This is a genomic window from Paenibacillus hemerocallicola (assembly GCF_006265175.1).
Taxonomy (GTDB): domain Bacteria; phylum Bacillota; class Bacilli; order Paenibacillales; family NBRC-103111; genus Paenibacillus_AB; species Paenibacillus_AB hemerocallicola.
This window is the reverse complement of sequence record NZ_VDCQ01000004.1, coordinates 35,402-60,779: the sequence shown is the minus strand read 5'-3', so window position 1 is coordinate 60,779 and position 25,378 is coordinate 35,402. Positions and strand designations below refer to the sequence as shown.

Genomic DNA, 25,378 nt, shown 5'->3' with positions numbered 1-25,378 from the left:
TGTTCGCACATTTTTCAATAAGTTTTCGAACCGATCTGGTATAATAGGGAAATAAGAACAAAGGCCTATTGAGCGATGGTAAAATAGGACATATGACAGCCTGTGCTTGTCGAATTCGGCATTAGAGAGAAGCAGGGCACGGAAGGGAATCGGGGTCATGGTACATTTCATGAAGAAGCATTTGGTCGTTCGCATTCTCGCCGTCATTACGGCGGTTATGGTCGCGATCGCCGCGGGCAACGTCGTCACGCAAATCGTTCAAACCGAATCCGCCGTCGAAGAAGCGGTCAACAGCTACAATATGCGAATAGCCGAGAGCTACGCCGGCCAGCTGCAGCCTGAGCGGTACGCCGAGTTTTTGCAGCGTCCGGAGGAGGGCGATCTGTACTGGTCGCTGCGTCAGGAGCTGGACCGGTTCCGCAAGCAAATCGGGGCGCTCTACGTTTACTTCGTCAAGCTGGATGAAAATAACGAGCCGCGGATTATGATAGACGGCCGGCCCCAGGGGGACACCGATGCGTCTCCCATCAACGAGCTTGCCGACATGCCTCCCGATGCGATCAAGGCGGTCAAAGCCGGCGGTACGGCCAGCACTCCGATTATCGTGAACCCGGAATACGGCACTTATTTGTCCGCTTACGCTCCCGTCAAGCTGGCGAACGGCACGTTGGTCGGAGCGCTCGGCATCGATACGGACGCCGCCGTATTCGATCGGCTCACCGCAAATATCATCAAGGACAGCATACCGTTATATGCGCTCGTTTTGGCCGTAACGGTTGCGGGTATCGCCATCGTCATCTGGTTCGTAAGACGAGCCCTCAAGCCGCTCCATACGCTAACGGCAAGCGCGGAGCTGATGGCCGGGGGCGACCTCGCTCAAGCGAGCGCGATATTGCGCGCCACGCCTGTCCGTTCGGCGGACGAGATCGGCACGGCCTACAAATCGATGCTGACGATGTCCGGCAATTTGCACGAACGGGTTCGCGGCCTCGTGGTCAATATGGACAAAACGTCGGATCAGCTCGTCGCGTCTTCCGAAACGTTCGCGGGCCATGCCGATCGGATGCTCGCTTTAAGCGAAACGATGAACGAATCGGTCCGGCACATCGATGCGGGCGCCGAGTCCCAGAAGCAAAGCGCCGACGACAGCGCGATCGCGATGGAAGAGATCTCCCAAGGTATCGTGCGCATAGCGGAGTCGTCCTCCACCGTCTCCGATGCGGCCATCCGCGCACTTGAAATCGCCCGTGCCGGCGAGCTGGCGATGGGCTCGATGAACGGCCAAATTCGCGACATCGCATCGACGGCCGCGCAGACGCTCGACAACGCCAAACGGCTGAAAGCATATACGGACGAGATAGACGATGTGCTCGGCTCGGTCCGCGAGTTCGCCGAGCAGACGAAGCTGCTCGCTCTGAACGCCTCGATCGAAGCGGCACGGGCCGGCGAGCACGGTCAAGGGTTTACGGTCGTTGCGAAGGAAGTACGCAAGCTCGCCGACGCATCCGCCTCGGCCGTTCATCGGATTACCGACCTGCTAGGCAATATAGGCAAGGAATCGGGCAGCATTAGCGAGGAGATGGAAGGAGCGTCACGCGATATAACCGAGGGCGTCCGACTGTCCGGCGAAGCGGCGGAATCGTTCGGGCATACGGTATCGGCGTTCCGGCTTGTCAGCGAGCAGATAATCGACATCTCCGCGACTACCGAGCAGTTGTCGGCAGGCTCCGAGCAAGTGGCCGCAACGGTAGGCAGCATCGCCGATATCGCCAGCCGCGTCTCCGAGCAGAGCCGCAAAATCCGTACGCTTAGCGGCCGTCAGCTCGACATGATGAAGCAGGTGAGCGAGGCGTCCTCCGTCTTGAGCGACAGTACGCAAGAGATGAAGAAAGCGATCAAGCAAGTGAACGTATAGAAACGTACAAAGCGAAAAACCTTCGAAATCGTTGACGATAACCGGCGATCTCGAAGGTTTTTTCATTTTCCGCAAATATGCAAATCGCGACATGCGCCATTTCGAATCCGGGCAATCAAATGAAGATTTACAGCCCCGGCAAAGTCGGATATAATGAAATTGCAATATTAATTAGATACATAGTCTCATAATGAGAGACGAAATAATAGCAAATAGGGAGAGGAAAGCCGACATGACAGTACAGAGAACGGCTGCAAACGCTGCCGTCCGTCCGTTGGTCGAGCGGGACACGATCCGTCTCGCCATGCTCGGGATGGTGGATGGGAACGGACATCCATATTCCTGGAGCGCCATATTCAACGGCTACGATCCGGAAGAGATGAAGCACTGCCCGTATGCGGCTATTCCGGCGTACTTGGGGAAAGAGCCGAAGCGCACGCTCAGAATCGGTGGAGCGAATGTGACACATATATGGACCGACGATCCGGAGGATGCGGTTCGGGTATCCCGGGCGTCGCTCATTCCGCATATCGTATCCCGCCCGGAGGACGTCATCGGAGAAGTGGACGCGGTAATCGTCTCGACCGACAAAGGACATGAGCATGTGGAACGATGTCGTCCGTTCGTGGAGGCGGGAATTCCCGTTTTCGTGGATAAACCGCTCGTCGACAACGAAGCGGATCTGCTCGTATTCGCCGACTGGGTGCGCCGGGGCAAGGCGATCTTGTCGTCCAGCAGCATGCGCTATACGAAGGAATTTATGCCTTACCGGATATCGACGAGCAGTCTCGGGGACATACGGTTCGCGACGATTACGACTCCGAAATCTTGGGAGCGTTACGGCATCCATGCGTTGGAAGCGATCTATCCGATTGTCGGGCCCGGGTTCGTCTCTGTTCGCAATACGGGCAGAGCCGATAAAAACGTCGTCCATCTCAAGCATGCGAGCGGGGCGGATATTGTCATCGCGGCCCACGCCGATATGTATGGGGCGTTCGGCATGCTGCAGTTGTGCGGGACGGCCGGAAGCGCCTTCGCTCAGAGCCAGGATACGTTTTACTCGTTCAAAACGCAGCTTCAAAGCTTTATCGATTATTTGCGGACCGGGAGCCGGCCGTTTCCGTTCGAGGAGACGGTCGAGCTGATGAAGCTGGTCATCGCCGGTATCCGCAGCCGGGAACAAGGGGGCCGGGAGGTGGAATTGGCGGAAATCGCCCCGGCTCTGCAAGACGGGCATTATACCGTATAAATATCAAGCACTTATACACGCTACTTGAATCGGGGAGGAAATGACTTATGGCGAAAATAACTTACGCGATGCGGCCAAGCCGCGTGCTGCAAAAGCTGAGGGCCGGAGAGATCGCTTACGCGACGAAGTTGAATTTGGGCGATGCCCGGGCGGCCGAAATCGCCGCGATGAGCGGATTGGACTGCATATGGACGGATATGGAGCACGTGCCGAACGACTGGTCGGTCGTGGAGAAGCAAATTTTGGCGGCCAAGGCGCACGGCGTCGATACGATCGTACGCGTCGCCCGGGGCGGCTACAGCGATTACATTCGCCCGCTCGAAATGGACGCGACGGGGATTATGGTCCCCCATATTATGAGCGCGGCCGATGCGAAGGCGGTCATCCGCAGCACGAAGTTCCATCCGCTCGGTTTGCGGCCGGTGGACGGCGGTAATGCCGACGGCGCCTATTGCAACATCGATTTCACCGAATATTTGCGGCAGGCAAACGAGCAGCGCTTCAACGTTTTGCAGATCGAAGACGTGGAGCCGCTTGACGAGCTGGAGGATATTATCGCCCTGCCGGGGCTGGATATGATTTTTTTCGGTCCGGGCGACTTCAGCCAATCGATCGGCGCTCCGGGACAGATGGACCATCCGCTTATCGGCGAGACGCGCAAGAAGATCGCGGAGCTGGCGGTCAAGCACGGCAAATTCGCCGGAACGGTCGGTTCGACGGGCAACGCGGAGGAGCTCGTGGCGATGGGTTACCGGTTCATCAGCGTGGGGGCGGACGTCATCGCTTTGACCCAATATTTCCGGGGCATCGTCGGGGAGCTGCACAAGCAGGACGCCGGACGAGTGCGCAGCGTGTACGCGGATCGAACCGAGGAGGTGGCGCCATGACGGTTATGCAATCGTTTTCGCTGGAAGGCAAAGTTGCGCTCGTTACCGGCGGAGCGGGGCTGTACGGAAGGCAAATCGCGCTCGCGCTCGCTCAGGCCGGGGCGGCGACGAATATGACGACCCGTAATGCCGAACAACTGCAGGAGCTGGAGGAGAGCTTCGCCAAGGAAGGCGTATCCGTTAGCGCGCATGTGCTGGACCAGGAAAGCGAGCAATCGATACTCGCCCTGCGGGATCGCATCGTGGAACGGCACGGACGGATCGATGTTCTCGTCAACAATGCCGTCGCCCGCACGATGTCGTCCTGGGACGACCCGCTGGAAGCATTCGACCGCAGCATGCGCATCAACGCGACGGGCATGTTCGCCGTTACGCGCGCATTCGGGGATTTGATGGCGGAGCGGGGCTCGGGCTCCATTATCAACATCGGGTCCATCCAGGGCATGGTCGGCGCCGACGGGTCGCTCTACAAAGATATGGGCTTCCACGGATTCGTCCCGGACTACTTTTTCCATAAAGGCGGAATGGTCAACTTCACCCGGTTCGCAGCCAGCTATTACGGGCCGAAAAATGTTCGCTGCAACTGTATCAGTCCCGGGGGGCTCGCGTCGCACCGGACGCCGCAGCCGTTCGTCGAGCGCTACTCGGAGCGGACGCTGCTCGGGAGAATGGCGAACGATACGGATTTGATGGGCAGCATCGTGTTTTTGGCTTCGGACGCTTCGGCTTATGTGACCGGGGCGAATTTGCCGGTTGACGGCGGTTATACGGCCAAATAAAGCTTCATGGGGGAATCGGCATGTACGAGAAACTGTTTTCATTGGAAGGCAAGCATGCGGTCGTAACGGGCGGCAACGGCTATCTGGGCGCGGCTTTGGCGCGTGCGATGGCGGACTTCGGGGCGGACGTGGCCGTGGCCGATCTGGAAGTGCGGGAGCAGGGGCACGATCGGATCTCATCGATCGCTTGCGACGTATCGGACACCGGATCGATTCGCCAAATGTTCAAGGAAACGGCCGACCGGCTCGGCGGCATCGACATCTTGATCAATTGCGCCACCTACGGGGCCGGCTACGGGCCGCTCGGCACGGTCGAGCGGATGAGCGACGACGATTGGCAGAAAGGGCTGGACGGAGCCGCCGGGACCGTGTTCCGCTGTACAAGGGAAGTCATTCCTTATTTGGAGCGGTCGGGCGGAGGCAGCATCGTCAATTTCGGCTCGATGTACGGTATCGTCTCGCCCGATCCTTCCATTTACGGAGACAGCGGTGCGAACAATCCTGCGAATTACGGCGCTGGAAAAGCGGCCGTCATCCAATTTACCCGTTACTGCGCCGCGCATCTGGCAGGCAAAGGAATCCGCGTGAACAGCGTTACGCCGGGGCCTTTTCCGAATCCGCACATTCAGCAAAACGAGCCGTTTCTGGAGCTGCTCGGCAAGAAAACGATGCTGGGCCGGGCGGGCAAGGCCGAAGAAATCGTCGGCGCCGTCGTTTTCCTCGCTTCGGGGGCATCCAGCTATATGACCGGCTCGAATATCGTCGTCGACGGCGGCTGGACCGCCTGGTAAAGGAGAATGAACATGCAGAAGAGAAACGGCGGCAGCCCGGGTCTGTCGAAGCTTACGCTCGGTACGGTACAGCTGGGGATGCCGTACGGCATTCATAACCGCGAGGGGATGCCCTCCGAGGAAAGCAGTTTCGAGCTTTTGAAGTACGCCTGGGAAGGCGGTGTCTCCTCCTATGACACGGCATCGGCTTACGGGCTGTCCGAAATCATATTGGGCAAATTTTTCAATGGCAAACAGCCGCTGATCACCAGCAAAATCCATCTGAAGCCGGAGCCGCATGCGGACGGCAATCAGATCGAGCGGACGATGCGCGGACTGATCGAAAGCTCGCTGGAACGGCTGGGCATGCGTTCCGTTCCGATTCTGATGCTTCACAACACGGATGTCATGGAGCATTTCGGGAATCACATTACCGCTTCCTTCCGGAAGATGCGGCACGAAGGCTTGATCGGGCAGGCCGGCATATCCGTAGGGGTGAATACCGAGGCGGAGTACCGGATACTCTGGGACTACTTGCGGGACGAAACGTATGAGGCGGTACAGCTGCCGATGAACGTGCTGGACCACCGCCCGCTCGTCAACGGTTGTCTCGACATGCTGACCGGCGCGGGGAAGACGGTGTTCGTCCGCAGCGTATTTTTGCAAGGACTGCTCTATATGAAGGATGAAGAGCTTCCGGCCAAGCTGGAGGAGGCGCGGCTGCCGCTCGCGGCGCTGCGGGAGCTGTCCGAACGGTACGGCGTGCCGCTGCCGCAGATGGCCGTCTCTTTCATCCGCGATCTTCCGGGCGTGCACAGTCTCGTCATCGGCGCAGAGACGAAGGAACAGATCAAGGACAACCTGGTCCTGATCGAAGGACCGGCCATTCCCGAACGTTTGAGGGAAGAAATTGCATTGCGGTTCCGCGAAGTTCCCGAGAAGGTTGTTACGCCCCTCATGTGGAAGTAATATAGGAGCCGCGCGTCGGCACTGGCCGGCACACAAACAAAGAGGGGGGCGTCCATGAAAACGATTGGCAACGCGATTCGCCGGTTTCACGACTTGACGCTGGCGAGAAAAATGTGGCTGTCCGTCGCGTTCGTTTCGCTGCTGACGCTGGCCACCTTTGCCGCCCTGTCTTCCACGCAAATCAAAAGGCTTATTACCGAACGGGAAGGAAAGGTGATGGTGCAGCAGATCGAATACTATACGAGCAGCATCAATCACTATTTCCAGAACATCCAGAAATCGGCGCAAGTGCTGTTGTACAGTCCGGACATCCAGGAACGGTTCAGCAGCGACATGTCCGCCCTAAGCGGAGGCGAACGGATCCGCGCGTTCAACGAGGTATACAATCAGCTGCACCGGATGTGGGACAATTTATACGGGATCGACGCGATTTACTTGATCGACCGGTACCAGAACGTGTTCAAAATCAGCGTCGAGGACGCCAACATGCCCACATTCCTGACCGGGGAGGAATTCGCCAGCCAGGGCTGGTACGACAGGCTCGGCAAGTCGGACGGCTCCTCCTACTGGTCGTTCGTCAGGTGGAACGATCGTAAGACGTCGATCATGATGTTCAACGCGATGTACGACAAAACGGATTTGTCGCTGATCGGCCATCTGGTCATCTCCGTCTCCCCACAAGTGTTCGACGGGTTTCTATCCGTCTCCAACCTGGGCGAAGGCACGAACAGCATCGTCGACTCGGCCGGAGTCGCTTACACGTCGGGCAACGGCGCCGGAGCTCGCTCGCAGATCGATTTATCGTTGCTGACGGGAGAACAAGGCTACACGTTCCTTCATCAGAACAACGAGCCGTACATGCTCGCTTATGCCAAAAACAAGCTGACCGGCTGGACGTTCGTTCATTCCGTACCGCAGCGAATCGTATTGAAGGATTTGCGTAACGTCAATTCGCTCTGGCTGTTTTTCCTGTTCGTCTCGATTTTGCTGATGACGGTCGTCTCGGCTTTCCTGCTGCGCACGATTACGATGCCGCTCCGAAAAATGGTCAAGCTCGTCCGCGAGGTCGAGCGCGGAAGCTTGAGCGGACGGTTCCACGTGCAGTACAAGGATGAGCTGGGCAGGCTGGGCCATGCCTTCAACCATATGCTCGACAAGCTGCAGGACGGAATTCCGCTCCTCCGGGAGAAATTGATCCGCTCCTTGCTGGAACGCAATATGTCGGTGGAGGAGCTACGCGAATACGAACGGAAGCTGGACTTCCGGTTCGAGCGGCCGTGGTTCCAGGTCGTACTGCTATACGTCCACGATGTCAAGGACGAGAACGCGTTATCCGCCGCGGAAAGGGCTATCCGCGATATGGAGCTTCACGGCGGGATGATTTCGGATACGCTTGCGGCCAATCAGTTTTGCCTCATTTTCAATTGTCCCCAGGATGAAATGCTGGCACTGCTGGAGCCGCTGCTCGACCATCTTCGCGATGAGCTGAAGCTGCAGCCATACGCTTTCGTAGGGAACGGGTATGAGGATATCCATTTTGTCAAAACGTCGTTCGAGGAAGCGAAGACGCTGCTCAAATACCGGGTCGGCGAGCGGATGGAGGAGGAGCCGGCGATCTTGTTCTCCGGAGCCTCCTGGGAGCACCAATACCCCGAGTCGTTCGAGAATCGGCTGCTGTATTATATGGACGAGGGCGATTTCGACATGTGCGCAGGCGTAATGGAAGAGCTGATCGCTTATGTCCGGGCCAGATCCGTTGCTCCGTCCGTCATCCATTCGCTGCTGATCTCGCTGCACAATCATATGAACAAGCTGCTGATCCAGTTCGGCGGCTCGGATCGACGGATGGACGACGATTGGCTCGACAAGCTGAGCGCCCGGCTGACGCTGGAGCCGTTCGAGAAAAATGGCCGGGATTTTATCGCGTCCGTCAAAAAACGGCTCGGTCCTTTGATCCATAAACAAATTAGACACAGCCCCAACGTAGCCAAGTCGCTGCAGCTGATCCGCGAGCGGTTCGCCAATCCGAACATCGGCGTCGATTATGCCGCCAGAGAGCTCGGCTTGAATACGAACTACTTCAGCCAGCTGTTCAAAAGGGAAGTCGGCGTCGGCTTCGCCGAATATGTAAGCGGTTTAAGGCTGGAGCACGCGCAAAAGCAGCTCGCCGAAACGTCGCTCAAAATCAAGGAGGTGGCGGAGAAGACCGGTTTCGCCGATTCCCATTACTTCGGGGTCTGGTTCAAGGACAATACGGGATTGTCCCCGTCGCAATACCGGAAAAGCGTTCAAGCCCAGCCTGCCCGGATGGAGTCTGAGGCCGCGAAAAGCCGTTCCTCCGCGAATTAAGGCGATTTGCGCGGCCCAAGCTGAGGAAACCGCACCATTCCTGACGAATTTCACCTATCGCCCCTCCGTACCGCATGGTACGTTGGTAGCATGACGCCGACGCGCTGCCGTCGGACATCATCCTACACAACCGAACAGGAGGGGCGAATGATATGGGGAAATTATGGAGCTTGAAATACCGGCGAGAATTAAGCGGCTGGCTATTCGTATTGCCGATGCTGCTATTTTTCGTTGCTTTCGTCGTATATCCGATTTTTTCGTCGATATGGAGCAGTTTGTACTTTTTCAACTACTCGGAGTACGTATTCGCGGGGTTGGACAACTACAAGACGCTGGTCAACGATTCGTTGTTTTGGAAAGCGGTATGGAATACGCTCGTCTTCGTTCTGTATTTGGTGCCGTCCATTACTGTAATCGCCTTGCTGCTGTCGGCCATCATTCATGTGTATCCGAAGAAGCTGCAATCGTTTTTCAAAGCGGCCTTCTACATCCCGGGCGTGACGTCCATCGTCAGCTTGGCGATGGTATGGGAGTACATGTACAACAACCAGTTCGGCCTAGGCAACTATTTTTTGAAGCTGATCGGACTTGCGCCCGTCAATTTTCTCGGTTCCGAATACGCTTACACGTCGTTGTCGCTTATTCTGATCACGATCTCGCTCGGAAGCTCCGTAGTCGTATTCACTGCTGCGTTGAACGGAATTCCGAAAGATTTGTACGAGTCGGCTTCGCTGGACGGCGCGACGTCGGTCAGAGCGTTTTTTCACATTACGCTGCCGATGCTGAAGCCTTCCGTCCTGTATGTGGTCGTAACGTCGACGATCGGGGCGTTCCAGGTGTTCGCGATCATTTTGCTGATGACGGGAGGCGGGCCGGCCTACAAGACGACGACCATCCTCATGCTCATTTACCGGGAGGCATTCGTCAACATGAACTTCGGCATCGCCAACGCGATGGGCATCATGCTGTGTCTGATCATTTGTCTCATCGCGTTCCTCCAATTCAAGCTGTTGAAATCCGACGTGGAATATTGAGAAGGGGGCGGGACAAATGCTGAAGAAATGGCCGATGCTGCTTGGACATGTATGGATTTGGGCGTGCGCTTTGTTATTCTTGTGGCCGCTGTACTGGATGCTGATCGGGTCGTTCAAAAATTTGAAGGTGGCGCTGCAAATTCCGCCGGAATGGATTCCGCGCCAACCGACGCTGGACAATTTCCGCATTCTCGTAACCGATTTTCCGTTATTTCGCTGGTTGTACAACAGCATGTTCATCTCGGTCGTGGCGACGCTGCTCGTCATCGCGGTCAGCTCGCTGTCCGCCTATGCGTTTGCCAAAGTGCCGTTCAAAGGCTCGAAATGGCTGTTCGCGGTCATGATCGCCTCGATGTCGATTCCGCATACGGTGCTGCTCATTCCGCTGTTCCAGATGATGAACAAGATCGGGCTGACCAACTCGCTGTGGGGCGTGCTGCTCCCGCTTGTCGGCTGGCCGTTCGGCGTGTTTCTGCTCAAGCAGTTCATGCAGACGCTGCCGGGGGCGCTGATCGAAGCGGCCAAAATCGACGGCTGCAGCGAATGGCAGACATTCTCCCGGGTCATTTTGCCTTTGGCCAAACCGGGCATAGCCGTTCTGGGCATCTTTACGTTCGTGAACTCGTGGAACGATTACGTATGGCAGATGATCATGCTTAAAGACAAACTAACTTATACGCTTCCCGTAGGCGTGAAAATTGCAAGACAAGTGCAAGAGGTGGATATTAATTACGGGGTCGCCATGGCAGGCGCCTTATGCGCTACGCTACCGGTACTGCTTGTGTTTCTGTTCTTCCAGCGCTATTTTACCCAGGGCATAACGCTCGGAGCGGTGAAGGGATAGCAGGAGTTGGAAAGCGAGCCAGCGGCACTTTTCGAGGGGGAGATATATATGGACGGACAACTGAAAGCGATCGTTAATGCCAAAATCGTTACCGCGCTTTCCGTCATAGAAGACGGTGTATTGCTGATCGACGGAGAAACGATCGCGGATATCGGCGCGAAGGGGAGCGTCGAAATACCCGAAGGGGCGGAAGTAATCGACGCCGGCGGCGAATACGTCGGTCCGGGTTTTATCGACATTCACTGCCACGGCGGCGGCGGATACTGGTCCTGGGAGGAGCCTTATTTATTCGCGCTGTCCCATCTGAAGTACGGAACGACCGGAATATTGCCGACACTCGTGTACAACCAGAGCCGGGAAGAGATGCTCGAGGGCGTGCGCAACATATTGCGCGTCGGGGAGCGGCCCTACAGCGGCGCGATCGTCGGTATTCATATGGAGGGGCCGTTCATTAACAAAAAGTACGGAGCTGTAACGTCCCCGATACGCCCGGTCGATCCGGACGAATACAACGAGCTGCTCGCCGTCGCGGGGGACCGGATCAAAGTGTGGACGCTTGCTCCCGAGCTGGATGGACAAGCCGAATTCGCGGAGGCCGCCTCGAAATACGGCATCGCCTTGTCGGTCGGCCATTCGGAAGCGGACGCGGAGACGATCTTCTCGCTCGTGGACAAAGGGCTGCGGATCGGCTGCCACTGCACGAACGCTTCGGGAACGTCGCCTTCGCCTTCCCGGTACGAGGGCACGAGGGAAATCGGCGTCGACGAAGCGGTACTCGTCCATGACGACATTTATGCCGAAGTCATCCCGGACGCCCAAGGGATACATGTCAGACCGCTCATGTGCAAGCTGATTCACAAGACGAAGGGCACGGACAAAGTGATCGTTATTACCGATGCGATCGACGAGGCCGGCTTGGAGAATGGGACGCCGGGCGGCGAGTATGAGGACGTACGATTTATCGAAGGTGTCGGCTTGTCCGGCAGCAAGCTGACGATGGACCGGGCGGTGAGGAACATGATGCGCCACACCGGCGTAGGCATCGTGGACGCCTTCGTCATGGGCTCGCTGAATCCGGCCAGGGCGATTAACGCCGACAGGGAGATGGGCAGCCTGGAGAAGGGCAAGCTGGCCAATCTCGTCATCGTATCCGAGAACATCGAGGTTCGCCGGGTGCTGCTGCGGGGGCGTGTTGTGGAGCAGGGAGTGGACGTGCATCATCGAAATTAGGAAAAGTGGCAACGGCAAGCTCCATCAGGAGCTTGCCGTTGTTCGCTTGGCGGCCGGAGAACAAGCCGACGGCGGGACCGTCCGTCCGGGATCTACATGCAAATGTGCATCTTGTTTGGCCCCAATTCGGCCTGTTGACGCTTTTACCTGCAAATGTGCAGTTAGATCGCGCCTTAACTCGCTAAAAACGGCTATTTCCGGGAATCTACCTGCACTTTCGCTTTTGCAGGCAGATAGGCGGATAGGGAGCAAGCAGAAGGAGACAGGGTTCATCGTAATGGCTGTCCCCCTATTGTTACGGTATAATAGTGGATAGCCAAGTCTTGAAGGAAGCACAGCCGATTCGGGTGTTTTTCCCGGCTTTCGGTTCAAATGCTCGGACGACAACGCGCTCCTGAACAATTCGACCCAAACCTTACGAATTTCACCTACTGGCAGCGGGTGTTCCATGGTACGGTGGCATCAGGTTTCCGGATGTTTTGCGGGACAGAGGCCCCATACACGGAACGCGATAGAACAAGGGAGGGTTTTTCGGAATGAGCAAATTTTTCGGGTTCAGTACACCGACCGTAAAACGCGCATTCGCATTGCCGCTTGCGCTCGCTTTAACCGTTTTTGCATACGGCTGCAGCTCCGGCTCGGGAAGCGGCACGGCGAATAATGCGCAGGAGCCGGCCAAGACCGGGCAAGCGGCAGTGAACGAGAAGGACGAGAAGGCGGAGATTACCGTCTGGATGACGCAGGTCGGAACGCTCAAGTCCGGTCAGAAGCCGGGGGATTGGGTCAAAGAGGATCTGGTGCCCGAGTGGAACAAGCTGTATCCGAACGTCAAAGTAAACGTGGAAATTATTCCGTTCGACGGCATTAACGAGAAAATTACGACGGCGATCGCTTCGAGCACGGCGCCGAACGTATTGCTGGATACGCCGGTTCGGACGCTCGCTTACGCCCAGATGGGGGCGCTGGCCCCGCTTAACGATGTGATCCCGGCCAAAGATTTGGAGCAGATCAAGAAAAACCCGGACGTCATGAAGATGGTATCGGTCAACAACAATATCGTGACGATGCCGTATTCGGCCACGATATCCGCGCTAATTTTGAACAAATCGCTGTGGAAAGAAGCTGGCGCGGAGAAGCTGCTGCCACAGGACGAATTCCGTACATGGACTCCCGATCAATTTCAAGCCGCTTTGAAAGCGGTTGCGAACAAGGATAAGGGCACGTACGGGATGACCCTGTTCGCTTTGAACGAGCAAGGGGACCAGCTGTACAACAATACGATGGTCGCGTTCGGATCCAAGCTGTTCAGCGACGATTATTCCAAATATACGGCAGCGGACAGTCCGGCAGCGGAGCAGACGCTTTCCTTCTATAATACGCTTGTCTCCGAAGGGCTCGTACATCCGCATCCGGAGACGCTCTCCGCCGTCAACGCTCTCGATTACTGGAAGCAGCGCAAAACCGGCATGATCGTGGCCGGCACTTCCCACGCGGATCTGGTCAAAAACGGACTCAAGGACGGCTCCGTCGTCGGACCGCACGAGTATATGTATGTCAACTACCCGTCCCCGACGAAAGGACAATCGGCGCTGAAGATGGAGTTCGGCTTCGGGGTCGTGTTCAAAAACAAAGACGCCGCGAAAGAAAAATGGGCGAAACGGTTCCTGTATTGGTCGCAAACGGAAAACCAAATTTACACGACGGCCACCAAGGCGTTCAATCCGTTCGGAGAAGCTCCTTCGTGGACGAAGGACGATCCGGAGCTGCAATTCCTGTTCAAGCTGACGACGAAGTCCAAAGATTGGCCGGTTGTCGACCCGGGCTGGGGGATCAAGGGTTATCCGGAAATGCGCGCGGCGATGTTCCCGGAAATGCAGCGGATGTTCATCAAGGACGCTACGCCGAAGCAAACGATCGATTCGATCTCGAAAAAATTCAACGACACGATCAAGAAATACAACAAGTAAGCGGACGCCACAGCTGTTGGCGCACCCGTGGCCGTCCGGCGAGTCTTGACAGACTCTTCGGGCGGCTCTATTCATTTTGGGCGAATGTTTGCTATAATAGGCGTATCGCTATAAGAGACGGCGGATTTTATTCGTCCGGCAATAAAAAGGAGAACGTGAATGCACATGGCTGAAGAACAACTGACAGAAAAAAGCAAAAAAGCACAAAAAGATGCACCCTACTTCATGATCCAGTCGGTCGACCGGACGCTCATGATTTTGCAATGCTTTATTTTGGAGCGGCGTCCGCTCGGGGTAAGCGAAGTCGCCCGGCAGCTCAAGCTGAATAAAAGCGTCGTTCACCGACTCATGCTGACGCTGCTGACGCATGGCTATCTCGAACAATTGAAAAATACGGACAAATACATGGTCGGTCCGAAGGCGTTCGAGCTCGGTTCGGTATTTACCAATTCGACCAGTTTGGTCGACGAGGGGAAAAAGGTGCTCATCGAGCTGGTGGACCGGATCGGCTTTACCGCCCATCTGGCCATTTTGGAGAACGACTCCGTCTTGTATCTGGTCAATGTGGAGCCCGACCATCTCAAATATTTGTTCGGCGCCGTAGGTCAGCGCAGACCCGTCTACAATACGGCGCTCGGCAAATGCTTGACCGCATGGCTGCCCGAGGAGCGGATTCGGAAAGTGATGGAGAACTGCATCTTCGAGAAGATGACGGACAATACGATCACCTCGCTCGAGGCATTCCTCGAAGAGCTCGAGCGCGTACGGCAGCTCGGCTTCTCCGTCGACAACGAAGAGGCGAGCTTCGGGGTGCGGTGCTTCGCGGCTCCGATCCGCAACAAGGACGGGGACGTCGTGGCCGCCATCAGCGCCAGCGGGTACGGGGTAACGGAAGACAAAATGAACGAGTTCGGCATTACCGTGAAAAATTTGGCTTCGCAATTATCGCGGCGTATCGGCTATTTCGCCAATCCGTGAGTACGCCAACGTCGGGTGCATGGCACCTAGCGGCAATAAAAACGCGAAAGCTTCCAATCGGCAGTCACCGGGAGAGAAGCTTTCGCGCTTGCAGTCAAAACGTTTTATCGATAACGGCTCCGCCCAAGCACGTTTCCCCATCGTAGAACACTACGGCTTGTCCGGGGGTTACGGCTTTTTGCGGCTTATCGTAAATGACTTCGCATCGGCCGTCTCCGAGGAAGCGTACGGTTACGCCTTGATCGGGCTGGCGGTAACGGAATTTGGCCGTGCAAGCGATATCCGAATCCGGCAGCGTCGGACTGATCCAGTTCAGATCGGTCGCGATCAGTCCCTTCGTATACAGGTGAGGGTCGGTCTCGCCTTGAACGACATACAAAATGTTCCGTTCCAGGTCTTTGCCCGCCACGAACCATGGCTCCCCGTTCCCCGAACCGCCGATGCCGAGTCCTTGCCGTTGCCCCAGCGTGTAGTACATAAGGCCGTCATGGCGTCCTTTCAATTCTCCATCATAGGTGCGGATATCCCCTGGCTTGGCGGGCAAATATTGGCTCAAAAATTCCTTGAAGTTCCGTTCCCCTATAAAGCAGACACCGGTGCTGTCCTTTTTCTTCGCCGTGGCGAGACCGGCTTCGAGGGCGATTTCGCGCACTTTCGCTTTCGGCAAATGGCCGATCGGGAACATGGCCTTGGACAGCTGCTGCTGATTGAGCGCATTGAGGAAGTACGTCTGGTCTTTATTCGAGTCGACGCCTCGCAGCAGCCGGAATTCTCCGTCCTTGCGTTCGACTCGGGCATAGTGGCCCGTAGCCAAATAGTCCGCGCCGAGCGTGAGCGCTTTTTGCAAAAACTCGCCGAATTTGATCTCACGGTTGCACATGACGTCCGGGTTCGGCGTGCGGCCCTTCCGGTATTCGTCGAGAAAATAGTCGAATACTTTCTCGGAATATTCTTTCTCGAAATTGACGGTGTAGAACGGAATATCGATTTGGGCGCATACCCGGCGCACGTCTTCGGCGTCTTCCTCTGCGGTGCAGTGTCCGAATTCGTCGGTGTCGTCCCAGTTTTTCATGAAAATGCCGATCACATCGAAGCCCTGCCGCTTCAACAGCAGTGCCGTAACGGACGAATCTACGCCGCCCGACATGCCGACGACGATTCGCGTATTTGCGTTGTTTGCTGCCATGCCGCTTACCTCTTTCTTCATATAATACTCGTTCATGCTGTCTTCCTATCATACCACAAACGGAGTACAATCGCTTTTTTGCGTCTAAAGTATACAAAAACGATAGAAATTATTAAACTTTTCATCAAGATGTCAAGGTTACGGATACCATAACGTAGCTATATATGTTAACATATAAATGATATTTGCTGCCATATGCAAGTTTTTTCCAAATTTCCGGCCAACAGGCACGTAAACATAAGGATGAAATTGGCTAAAATAGTAAGGAAAGAAGAAGCGATGAATGAGGTGCAACTTTGAAAATATCGACAAAAGGCCGATACGGGCTTACTATCATGATGGAATTGGCCTCGAAGTTCGGTGAAGGTCCTACTTCCTTGAAAAGCATTGCGGAAAAGAATCAGCTTTCCGAGCATTATTTGGAGCAGCTGATCGCTCCGCTTCGCAACGCCGGTCTGGTCAAGAGCATTCGCGGCGCTTACGGCGGGTATATATTGTCGCGATCGCCCGAAGAAATCACGTCGGGCGACATCATCCGCGTATTGGAAGGGCCGATCAGTCCGGTAGACTTTACCGATGAGGACGATCCGGCGAAGCGGGACTTGTGGATACGCATCAAAAACAGCATCGCGGAAGTGCTCGACTCGACGACACTGGCCAATTTGATCACGTATCAGGACGAAGGCAAAAACGAGAACTTCATGTTCTATATTTAACGGGTGTCAGTGATGAGCCCGATTTATCTAGATCATGCGGCTACGACTCCGATGCATGCCGAAGTATTGGAGGCGATGCTCCCTTACTTCACGGAGAAATTCGGAAATGCTTCCAGTCTGCACGGGTTCGGCAGAGAGTCGCGAATCGCGCTGAGCCGTTCGCGGGACCGGTTGGCCGCGTTGATAGGCTGCTCGCCTTCGGAGCTTGTATTCACGAGCGGAGGTACGGAGAGCGATAACGCGGCCATATTCGGAGCCGCAGCCCGGTATGGCACAGACAAGAAGCATATGATTACGACGCAGGCGGAGCACCATGCCGTCCTTCATGCATGCGAGCAGTTGGAGAAGCGCGGTTATGAAGTGACGTATTTGCCTGTTGACGAGTATGGCCAAGTACGAATGGAGGAACTGTCCGCGGCTATCCGTGACGACACGTTTCTCGTCAGCGTCATGTACGGCAACAACGAGGTCGGAACGCTCCAGCCTATCGTCCGGATCGGGGAACTGGCGCGCGAGCGAGGAATCGCGTTCCATGTGGACGCTGTTCAGGCATTAGGCTTGCTGCCGATCGATTTGGCCGCGCTGCCCGTCGATTTTATGAGCTTCTCGGCCCATAAAATTTACGGACCGAAAGGCGTCGGGGCGCTTTACATATCCGGAAGGATATCGATTCCGCCTTATTTGGTCGGAGGCTCCCAGGAACGGAAGCGCAGGGCGGGCACGGAGAACGTGGCCGGCATCGTCGGCTTTGCCAAGGCGGCCGAGCTGGCGGTCGGATCGCAGCACCATAACCGTCTTCATGTAGAAATGCTGCGGCAGGAAATGATTCAGGCGTTTACCCGCGAGCTTGAGGCCGGAGCCTTTATTGTGAACGGCCATCCTACAGACGTTTTGCCCCACATCCTAAACGTAAGCTTCCCGGGAGCCAATACCGAGACGATGCTGATGAGCCTCGATCTTGAAGGAATCGCCGCCGCAAGCGGTTCGGCTTGTACGTCCGGGTCGCTCGAACTATCCCACGTGCTGCGCGCGATGCATCTGCCGGAGAGCGTCATGCGCTCGGCTATTCGTTTCAGCTTCGGATTTACGCAAAATCTCGAACAAATTCGTACCGCAGCACAAAAAACTGCAACCATTTCGCGGCGAATTCGTAATAGAAATTAAGGGCATCCCCCGTATAGTATCGATAAGGAGGTGGGAAAGGGCAAGCAAATCCCGCAAGCACGATCGCCAACTGATCGACACCGTTAGAAAAAAGACATGCGCCGAGGACAACCCGCGCTCGGATGGAATGAAATTCCGTCTGGCGTGCCATCATATAGACGAATGATAAGCAAAGCCGATGTTTGCGAAGCCAGCTTTGCTTCGCAAAGCTCTGTTGATGCTTACGAAGTCGGCTTTGCTTTGCAAAGCTCTTAGGAGGTTACACCTTGCGTAGGGCACAAGACATCATGGGGCTGCCTGTCATCGAGATTGAGACGGGCAAGCAGTTAGGGACAGCAAAAGATTTTGTGATCGATCGCGATTGGAATATTCAAGGTGTGCTTCTAGAGTCGAAGCATTGGTTCGCTTCATCCCGATATATCGCCTGGGACGACATCGTATCTTTAGGAACGGACGCCGTTACCGTGAAGGACGAGCAGGTCGTCCGGGACCACGACGAAGATGACGACCGCACGGTCTGTTTATTGGACGGCAGCTTCAAAATCAAGGGCTTGCCGGTCATTACCGTAAATGGCGATCATCTCGGTTTGGTGGAAGATGTTTATTTCGGGGAACAAATGGATAAAAAGATAATAGGGTATGAGTTGTCCGGCGGTTTGATCTCCGACCTCAAGGAAGGGCGTAAATGGCTTCCCTCATCCGAAGCGATGAAGATCGGGGAGGACGCCGTCATCGTGCCCGTTAGTTGTATCGTGCAAGAAACGCCATCATTTCAGGAAATAGGGTGAGAATCATGCTAAGATGTCCGAACTGCAATTCTAAGGATATAGGGAAAATCGGCTCCCATCAATATTATTGCTGGAGCTGCTTTATCGAATTGACCGTCAACGGTGACAAAATGTCCGTCTACCAAGTGGAAGAAGACGGTACGCTCAGCTCGCTGGACGATCTGTTCTTCGAGGAAGAAATGCCGGAAGTTCATGCGAACTGATGCATTTCGATAAAGAAGATCGGGGCATGTATGCTCTGGTCTTTTTTGTTTTTCAATTGTCCGTCCCGAAAGGGACGGTTTTTCTTTTTGAATGAAGTCGGGCGGGTTGTACATATACTGTAAGGGGAAGGGGGCGGGTGAAAATGGATAAGTTTTTGAAGAGCAGACTGTTCGTGACGATGGTCTATATTTTGCTCGGTCTTATTATTTTGTTCATGATGCAGCAAATCAAGCCGATACTCGCCACCGCTTACGGATTTTTGAAAGCCGTGCTGGCTCCTTTTCTGATCGCCCTCATGATCTCCTACGTGCTCAACCCGATCGTAAGGCTGTTAAACGAGCGCAGAGTGCCGCGAACGGCCGCGGTATTGCTCATTTATGCGGTTTTTATTACGTCGCTGACCGTTGTCGTGATGAATTTGACGCCGATATTCGTGAAGCAGGTAGGAGAGCTGAACGAGCATATGCCGGAGCTGACGATGCGGGCGCAGGGGCTGTTCAACGGGTTGAACGATAACCGGATGCTGCCGGAAAGCGTGCGAAGCGGCATTAATGACGCTTTGATGAAAATGGAAGACGCGTTGTCCGCGTTCATCGCCAATTTCGTCGACGGCATCGGCAGCACGATCAATATGCTGATGGTTGCATTCATCGTTCCGTTTCTCGCCTTTTATATTCTCAAGGACTATCAGGTGATCGAGAAGACAGTGCTGGCCACCGTGCCGCGAACCCATAGAAAAAACGCGATCAAGCTCGTCATCGACATCGACACCGCCCTCGGCAACTACATCCGCGGTCAATTTCTCGTTTGTCTTCTGGTCGGCTTGCTCGCGTATATCGGATATTGGCTGATCGGAATGCCCTATGCTTTGCTGCTGGCCAGCATTGTGGCGATTTTTAACATTATTCCGTATTTGGGACCGTTTTTCGGAGCGGCGCCAGCCATCGTTATGGCCTCGACCGTATCGTTCAAGATGGTGCTGCTCGTCGTCTTTGTCAATCTGCTCGTGCAAATTTTGGAGGGGAACGTCATTTCCCCGCAAGTGGTGGGGCGGACGCTTCATATGCATCCGCTGCTGATCATCTTTGCCTTGCTTGTCGGCGGCGAGCTTGCCGGCGTTATCGGGCTCATTTTGGCCGTGCCGTGCTTTGCCGTGCTGAAGGTGATCGTCCACCACATTTATATTTACTACGTGCATCGGAAGCCTACGACTTGACGTGTGTTGCATACAGCTCGGGACGTCGGTCGTAGAACGGCGCCACGGCTCCCTTCGAACGGTTGTGCGTAAGCATGTCCAAGTCGGCGGGCGCGCATACGATTCCGTTCCGGTTGGCGGAGCCGACGGCCAAAATGCCGTTGTCCGGAAACGGTCGGTCGCATGGGGCGAATATGCCTGCCTGACAGTAGCCGGAATCGACCTGCTCGACGTCTGGCATATTCCCGATCAGACCGCTTAGCGCGACGTAGAGCTGGTTTTCGACCGCGCGGGCTTGGCTGCAGTGGCGAACGCGCCAATAACCGGCTGCGGCATCCGTATAGGACGGACACAATATGATTTCGGCTCCCATGTCGGCAACGATGCGGGAGCTTTCCGGGAATTCGATATCGTAACAAATTTGGATCGCGACGCTGCCGACTTCCGTTTCGTGCACCGCATAATGGTCTCCCGGCAGCAGCGGCCAAGCGCGCTGTTCCTCGGGCGTCAGGTGGATTTTTTTGTAGCTTTCGATCCGTCCCTCCGGAAAGAAGAGAAACGCTTCGTTGTAATACCGTTTGGAAACGGTACCTTCGGGGGCGCCTTCGCGATGGATATGCGTACCGCCGAGAATCGTGATGCCCGTTTCGCGGCTCATTTTCGCGAAGCGGGTTTTGTATTCGTCGGTAAAACGGTGCAAATACTCGCAAGCCTCTTCATTGTTCATCGGAGAAGCGAGGGAGAGCAAATGCCCGGTCAAATATTCCGGAAATACGATGAGCTTGGCGCCCTCGGACTCGGCTTTGGCCAGATGACGGCGAAGGCGGTTCCAGAACTCGTTCTCGGACCTGAGCGGTCCGATTCCGTATTGGACGGCAGCGATCTGATATGGTTTCATACGGCTTCATCCCCTTCGGGTTGATCGGCAAACGCCGGGTTTTTCCATTCGACGAGCACCGCCTTGTCCAGCGATTCTTCGTCTTTCAAATAGTTGTCCAGCACCTGTATCGGTGTTAGTCCTTGCCTCAGCATGAAGGACAGGACGAGATCCTTGAACTCGCCCGATACGACGCGGCGGACGTATTCGTCGGCGTCCATGCGGTCCGCATGGAGATGGTAGCCGGGTATGCGGCATCCGGCCAGGAAACGCTTCAAGCCTGATCGGACGACCAGCTCTTTCCTCGCTTCGTACAACGCCCCGGCAATCCCTTTGGAGCGGTGCGAAGGACGGACGCATAGGTCTATTCCGTACAAACTGTCTCCGTCCGGTTCGTGGGAATGCCGGATATAACCGTTATCGGATACTTCTTCCCACGTATGGGGCTTTCCCGCAAAGGTGACGATCAGCGAGGTGGAGGAGCCGGCGACTATGCCGTCGCATACGGCGACCATGGCCCCCGTCGGATAAGTTTCGACATGGGCCGCTATTTGCTCCTTTTTCCACCAGAGCGATTCGGGAAAGGGAGGGGGAAACGCCTCGCGCTGAACAGCAAGCAGCGCTTCGTAATCGTCGTTCGTATATGGACGGACTATGACGGACATAAGGGCTCTCCTTTCACAATAGCGCCTTGATGAAGCGCAGCGGGTCGGTAACGAATAAGTAGGCAACGCCGCCGCACTCTCTAAGCGTATAGTACGCAAGCCGCAAAGGGCGGACTTGGACCGGTTCGACGGTCGAATCGATGTCCAGCATGTCGGCCATCATGCGCGCGCGGAAGGCGTGATAGCCGTGCGTAACGAGAATCGCGCTGCGCATGTCGTACCGCTCCATAAGCTCGCGGCTGTTTTGCAGGTTCTCGTAGGTGCTGCGGGACTTGTCCTCGACGAGGATGGCGTCCGCCGGAACACCGCGCTGGACCAAATAAGCTTTGATCGTGGCCGCTTCCGATGGCTCGCCGGGCAGACCGATTCCGCCTGTGGCGATGATCCGGGGGGCCAGCTTGTTGTTCCATGCGTCCAGCGCTATTTCGATTCTTTCCCGCAGCGCCGGGCTCGGCTTGCCGTTCCATACGGCTGCCCCCAGCACGATGATGCCGTCGCTTGGCGTGCCGGAGGACGTCTTCCAAGTATGCAGGATCACCCAGCTCATGCCGCCGAAATACAGAACGACGGCGAGCACGGCCGACAACAGCAGGCGGAAAAACAGCCTTACCGGATGGAGCTTTTTCTTTTTTCGCTTTTTCATCATCTAATCTCCGCCATTGCTGCAAATATGATTCATTATAACCTGTTTCGGTCTCGACAAAAAGAGACGTTTCCTCGACGGCCCGTGAAACGGTTCAGGGGACGCGCAGGTATCGCGCATTTCCGTGTCGGTTTTCGTTGGCAAAAACGTCGGCAATTTTGTCGAAATTGTGAAACCTCTCAAAGAAAACTGCGTATTACTTAGTGACTGGCAGCATCGTGCAAGTTATGGAAAATGAAGTTAAAAAAGAGCGGAGGAGACCGACGTGGAGCAACTGTTTTGGGCTTGCCTGGCGGGCGGCGTCCTATTCGCCATCGTCACCGTCGTATTCGGCGATTTGCTCAGCCATGCGCTTGACGGCATCCTTGATTTCCTTTCGGTGGATGCGGTCCGCAAGCTGCGCCCGATGGTAATTGTGAGCGTCATAACGGCATTCGGAGGCGCGGGCCTGCTGGTGCTGCATTATACGCCGCTTGGCAGCGTGCTTGCCGTCCTGCTCGCCTCGGCCGCCGCGATCGCAGTCGGGATATTGGTTTATGTCGCTTATGTCCGGCCGATGGAAAACAGCGAAAACTCCACCGGCTTCTCGATCCGCGAGTTGTCCGGCCGCATCGGCGAGGTGCTGGTCCCGATTCCGCCCAGAGGCTACGGGGAAGTGCTCGTAAAAGTAGGCGCCGGACACACGAACCAAATCGCGGCCAGCTTCGACGGAGACACGCTGGAGGCCGGCGTGCGAGTCGTCATTGTGGAAGTTCGGGACGATACGCTGTTCGTCTCGAGGCTCGAAGACAACTTGGAATAAGAGAGGAGAGATTGGATGAATTTTTCGGAAGCTTTGGTTATCCCCGCAATTGTGATCGGCGTTATCGTGGTGCTCGGATTGGCGTTTTGGGCGAGGTACAAGACGGTAAGTCCGGATCAAGCGATGATCGTGACCGGATCGTTCCTGGGCAACAAAAATGCTTTGGTCGACGAATCCGGAAGGCGAATCAAGATCGTACGAGGCGGCGGGGCGTTTATATTGCCGATATTCCAGAAAGCCGAATTTTTGTCGCTGCTCTCGCACAAATTGGACGTTTCCACACCGGAAGTGTATACCGAGCAGGGTGTTCCGGTCATGACCGACGCGGTGGCGATCATCAAAATCGGCGGTTCGGTCGAAGACGTGGCGACGGCGGCCGAGCAGTTCATGGGCAAGCCGACCGAAGCGCTGAAGAGCGAAGCGCAGGAAGTGCTGGAAGGCCACTTGCGTTCGATCCTCGGTTCGATGACGGTCGAGGAAGTGTACCGGAACCGCGACAAGTTCGCTCAGGAAGTGCAAGGGGTTGCGGCCAAAGATTTGAAGAAGATGGGCTTGCAAATCGTCTCCTTTACGATCAAGGACGTTCGCGACAAGCACGGCTATCTCGACTCGCTCGGGAAGCCGCGGATCGCCGCGGTGAAGCGGGATGCGGAAATAGCCGAGGCCGAAGCGGTGCGGGATGCGCGTATTCAGAAGGCGAACGCGGAAGAGCAGGGGATGAAGGCGGAGCTGCTGCGCGATACGAACATCGCCGAAGCGGCCAAGGAGAAAGAGCTCAAGACGGCGGCGTTCAAGAAGGATCAGGATATGGCGAAGGCCGAAGCGGACCAAGCCTACCATATTCAGGAGGCGCGTTCGAAGCAAAGCGTCGTCGAGGAGCAAATGAAAGTCGAGCTCGTCCGCAAGGAGCGGGAAATCGACCTTGAGGGCAAAGAGATTTTGCGCCGCGAGAAGCAGTATGACGCGGAAGTGAAGAAAAAAGCGGACGCCGACCGGTATGCGGTCGAGCAGGCGGCGGAAGCGGAGAAGGCGCGCCGTCTGCGCGAAGCGGACGCGCTGCAGTACACGATCGAGGCGGAAGCGAGAGCGAATGCCGAGCAGAAGCGGCTCGAGGGTATGGCGATCGCCGACGCGGAGCGGGCGAAAGGGACGGCCGACGCCGAGGTCATCCGGCTGCGCGGACTTGCCGAAGCCGAAGCGAAGCAGAAGCTGGCCGAGGCGTTCGAGAAGTTCGGCGAAGCGGCTATCCTCGACATTATCGTGAAAATGCTGCCCGAGCTTGCGGGCAAGGTGGCCGCGCCGATCAGCGCGATCGATAAGCTTACCGTCGTCGACACCGGCCATGGCGAAGGGGCGGCCCGTATAAGCAACTATGTGACGTCCCTTATGGCGACGGCTCCGGAAATGCTCAAGAGCGTATCGGGCATCGACGTCGACCAGCTGGTGAAAGGGTTGACCGGCAAATTCGGGGCGTCGGCCCCGGCCGAAGTGACCGCGCTTAAGCCGAAGTCGCTTCCGATAGAGCCGGTTGCAACGAATTTGGACGCGGATAAAGGTTGACGAAACTGCAAAGTGCAAGCGGCAAGCCGAGAGCTGCGGAGAACCGGACAACGGTTTTTCCGCAGCTTTTTGTTTTCGCCGGAAGCCTGCCGCCGATGCGTATCGATCGAGGCCGAAAGGGGAATTCTAATCCCAAATAAGGAGGGATGGCATTGCGATACCTTCGAATCGGCATTGGCTGCTTATTGACGGCGGCAGCTTTGGCTACGGCGGGCTGCGGCGACAAGTCCGCTGGCGCGCAGAAAGCGAACCAGCAACAGCAGCAGAGCAACCAGTCCAAAGTTATTGATCAGGAGCTGAATAAGCAATACCAGATGTACAAGGAAATGCGACAGTATCAGCTGGAGCAGCAAACGAAAGCGGAGCAGGAGCTAAAGAAAAAAGAGCAGGAATCGAAGAAAAAAGAGCAGGAATCGAAGAAAAAGGAACAGCAAAAGCAGCAAAAAGGGAACGGAGGCTCAGGAGAAAAGTCGGGCGGGCAAAGCGGCGAATAGAGTCGATCGTCTTTCCGGTGAGGCCGCCGCACGAAGACTGCAGATTACGTTCACTACATTGCAAAGTCAGGCAACAAGCCTGGCTTTTTTGGCCTGATCCAGCATATGACTCC

Annotated in this window: 24 protein-coding genes; 20 read left to right on the top strand and 4 right to left on the bottom strand. The window is 55.8% G+C overall.

The window, feature by feature from the left end; all coding sequences use genetic code 11:
- Window positions 1-157 precede the first annotated feature (157 nt).
- From FE784_RS03945 to FE784_RS03890, 12 genes are all read left to right on the top strand, one after another.
- Window positions 158-1,915 (top strand): methyl-accepting chemotaxis protein, encoded by a 1,758-nt coding sequence (locus FE784_RS03945; protein WP_139600827.1) that lies wholly within the window; start codon window positions 158-160, stop codon window positions 1,913-1,915.
- A 232-nt stretch (window positions 1,916-2,147) separates the two neighbouring features.
- The gene (locus tag FE784_RS03940) at window positions 2,148-3,164 is read left to right on the top strand and encodes a Gfo/Idh/MocA family protein (RefSeq protein WP_218103745.1); all 1,017 of its coding nucleotides are present in this window, start codon (window positions 2,148-2,150) and stop codon (window positions 3,162-3,164) included.
- A 47-nt stretch (window positions 3,165-3,211) separates the two neighbouring features.
- Entirely contained in the window at window positions 3,212-4,051 is an 840-nt protein-coding gene (locus FE784_RS03935; protein WP_139600826.1) for an HpcH/HpaI aldolase family protein, read from the top strand.
- Window positions 4,048-4,830 carry an SDR family NAD(P)-dependent oxidoreductase gene (locus FE784_RS03930; RefSeq protein ID WP_139600825.1) on the top strand — a complete coding sequence of 261 codons (783 nt, stop codon included), beginning with the start codon at window positions 4,048-4,050 and terminating at the stop codon, window positions 4,828-4,830. The genes FE784_RS03935 and FE784_RS03930 overlap by 4 nt, the downstream gene beginning before the upstream one ends.
- Before the next feature lie 20 nt (window positions 4,831-4,850).
- Entirely contained in the window at window positions 4,851-5,621 is a 771-nt protein-coding gene (locus tag FE784_RS03925; protein ID WP_139600824.1) for an SDR family oxidoreductase, read from the top strand.
- Window positions 5,622-5,633: 12 nt separating this feature from the next.
- Window positions 5,634-6,569, top strand: a complete 936-nt coding sequence (locus FE784_RS03920) for an aldo/keto reductase (protein ID WP_176705953.1) — start codon at window positions 5,634-5,636, stop codon at window positions 6,567-6,569.
- Between the two features lie 54 nt (window positions 6,570-6,623).
- Complete coding sequence (locus FE784_RS03915) at window positions 6,624-8,918, top strand: helix-turn-helix domain-containing protein (RefSeq protein ID WP_139600822.1); 2,295 nt, start codon at window positions 6,624-6,626, stop codon at window positions 8,916-8,918.
- Window positions 8,919-9,070: 152 nt separating this feature from the next.
- Window positions 9,071-9,952 (top strand): carbohydrate ABC transporter permease, encoded by an 882-nt coding sequence (locus tag FE784_RS03910; RefSeq protein ID WP_139600821.1) that lies wholly within the window; start codon window positions 9,071-9,073, stop codon window positions 9,950-9,952.
- Window positions 9,953-9,968: 16 nt separating this feature from the next.
- On the top strand, window positions 9,969-10,796 hold the full coding sequence (locus FE784_RS03905) for a carbohydrate ABC transporter permease (RefSeq protein WP_218103744.1): 828 nt from the start codon (window positions 9,969-9,971) through the stop codon (window positions 10,794-10,796).
- A gap of 48 nt (window positions 10,797-10,844) precedes the next feature.
- On the top strand, window positions 10,845-12,026 hold the full coding sequence (nagA, locus tag FE784_RS03900; protein WP_139600820.1) for an N-acetylglucosamine-6-phosphate deacetylase: 1,182 nt from the start codon (window positions 10,845-10,847) through the stop codon (window positions 12,024-12,026).
- Window positions 12,027-12,562: 536 nt separating this feature from the next.
- Window positions 12,563-13,993: an extracellular solute-binding protein gene (locus FE784_RS03895; protein WP_139600819.1), complete on the top strand. Its 1,431-nt coding sequence runs from the start codon at window positions 12,563-12,565 to the stop codon at window positions 13,991-13,993.
- A 165-nt stretch (window positions 13,994-14,158) separates the two neighbouring features.
- Window positions 14,159-14,971, top strand: a complete 813-nt coding sequence (locus FE784_RS03890) for an IclR family transcriptional regulator (protein WP_176705952.1) — start codon at window positions 14,159-14,161, stop codon at window positions 14,969-14,971.
- A 94-nt stretch (window positions 14,972-15,065) separates the two neighbouring features.
- Here FE784_RS03890 and mnmA read toward each other — a convergent pair whose 3' ends face one another.
- Complete coding sequence (gene mnmA / locus FE784_RS03885; RefSeq protein WP_139600968.1) at window positions 15,066-16,157, bottom strand: tRNA 2-thiouridine(34) synthase MnmA; 1,092 nt, start codon at window positions 16,155-16,157, stop codon at window positions 15,066-15,068.
- Window positions 16,158-16,453: 296 nt separating this feature from the next.
- On the opposite strand from mnmA, the gene cymR reads away from it, so the two are divergent.
- The 5 genes from cymR (at window position 16,454) to FE784_RS03860 (ending at window position 20,245) form a co-directional block, all read left to right on the top strand.
- Entirely contained in the window at window positions 16,454-16,873 is a 420-nt protein-coding gene (cymR, locus tag FE784_RS03880; RefSeq protein WP_139600817.1) for a cysteine metabolism transcriptional regulator CymR, read from the top strand.
- A 12-nt stretch (window positions 16,874-16,885) separates the two neighbouring features.
- Window positions 16,886-18,037 carry a cysteine desulfurase family protein gene (locus FE784_RS03875; RefSeq protein ID WP_139600816.1) on the top strand — a complete coding sequence of 384 codons (1,152 nt, stop codon included), beginning with the start codon at window positions 16,886-16,888 and terminating at the stop codon, window positions 18,035-18,037.
- Window positions 18,038-18,303: 266 nt separating this feature from the next.
- Complete coding sequence (locus FE784_RS03870) at window positions 18,304-18,825, top strand: PRC-barrel domain-containing protein (RefSeq protein WP_139600815.1); 522 nt, start codon at window positions 18,304-18,306, stop codon at window positions 18,823-18,825.
- A 5-nt stretch (window positions 18,826-18,830) separates the two neighbouring features.
- Window positions 18,831-19,028 carry a hypothetical protein gene (locus FE784_RS03865; RefSeq protein ID WP_138877404.1) on the top strand — a complete coding sequence of 66 codons (198 nt, stop codon included), beginning with the start codon at window positions 18,831-18,833 and terminating at the stop codon, window positions 19,026-19,028.
- A gap of 143 nt (window positions 19,029-19,171) precedes the next feature.
- Window positions 19,172-20,245 carry an AI-2E family transporter gene (locus tag FE784_RS03860; protein ID WP_139600814.1) on the top strand — a complete coding sequence of 358 codons (1,074 nt, stop codon included), beginning with the start codon at window positions 19,172-19,174 and terminating at the stop codon, window positions 20,243-20,245.
- Here the strand turns inward: FE784_RS03860 and FE784_RS03855 are convergent.
- Genes FE784_RS03855 through FE784_RS03845 form a run of 3 tightly spaced genes read right to left on the bottom strand, consistent with a single transcriptional unit; the run spans window position 20,235 to window position 22,409 of the window.
- The gene (locus FE784_RS03855; RefSeq protein ID WP_139600813.1) at window positions 20,235-21,122 is read right to left on the bottom strand and encodes a carbon-nitrogen hydrolase family protein; all 888 of its coding nucleotides are present in this window, start codon (window positions 21,120-21,122) and stop codon (window positions 20,235-20,237) included. The two genes, FE784_RS03860 and FE784_RS03855, sit on opposite strands and share 11 nt — an antisense overlap.
- Window positions 21,119-21,766: a GNAT family N-acetyltransferase gene (locus tag FE784_RS03850; protein WP_139600812.1), complete on the bottom strand. Its 648-nt coding sequence runs from the start codon at window positions 21,764-21,766 to the stop codon at window positions 21,119-21,121. Before FE784_RS03850 ends, FE784_RS03855 begins: the two co-directional genes overlap by 4 nt.
- Before the next feature lie 13 nt (window positions 21,767-21,779).
- The gene (locus tag FE784_RS03845; RefSeq protein WP_218103743.1) at window positions 21,780-22,409 is read right to left on the bottom strand and encodes a YdcF family protein; all 630 of its coding nucleotides are present in this window, start codon (window positions 22,407-22,409) and stop codon (window positions 21,780-21,782) included.
- 265 nt (window positions 22,410-22,674) lie between these two features.
- On the opposite strand from FE784_RS03845, the gene FE784_RS03840 reads away from it, so the two are divergent.
- From FE784_RS03840 to FE784_RS03830, 3 genes are all read left to right on the top strand, one after another.
- On the top strand, window positions 22,675-23,211 hold the full coding sequence (locus tag FE784_RS03840) for an NfeD family membrane protein (RefSeq protein WP_139600810.1): 537 nt from the start codon (window positions 22,675-22,677) through the stop codon (window positions 23,209-23,211).
- A gap of 15 nt (window positions 23,212-23,226) precedes the next feature.
- Window positions 23,227-24,771: a flotillin lipid rafts scaffold protein FloT gene (locus FE784_RS03835; protein WP_139600809.1), complete on the top strand. Its 1,545-nt coding sequence runs from the start codon at window positions 23,227-23,229 to the stop codon at window positions 24,769-24,771.
- 152 nt (window positions 24,772-24,923) lie between these two features.
- Complete coding sequence (locus tag FE784_RS03830) at window positions 24,924-25,265, top strand: hypothetical protein (RefSeq protein ID WP_139600808.1); 342 nt, start codon at window positions 24,924-24,926, stop codon at window positions 25,263-25,265.
- Window positions 25,266-25,378: the final 113 nt, after the last annotated feature.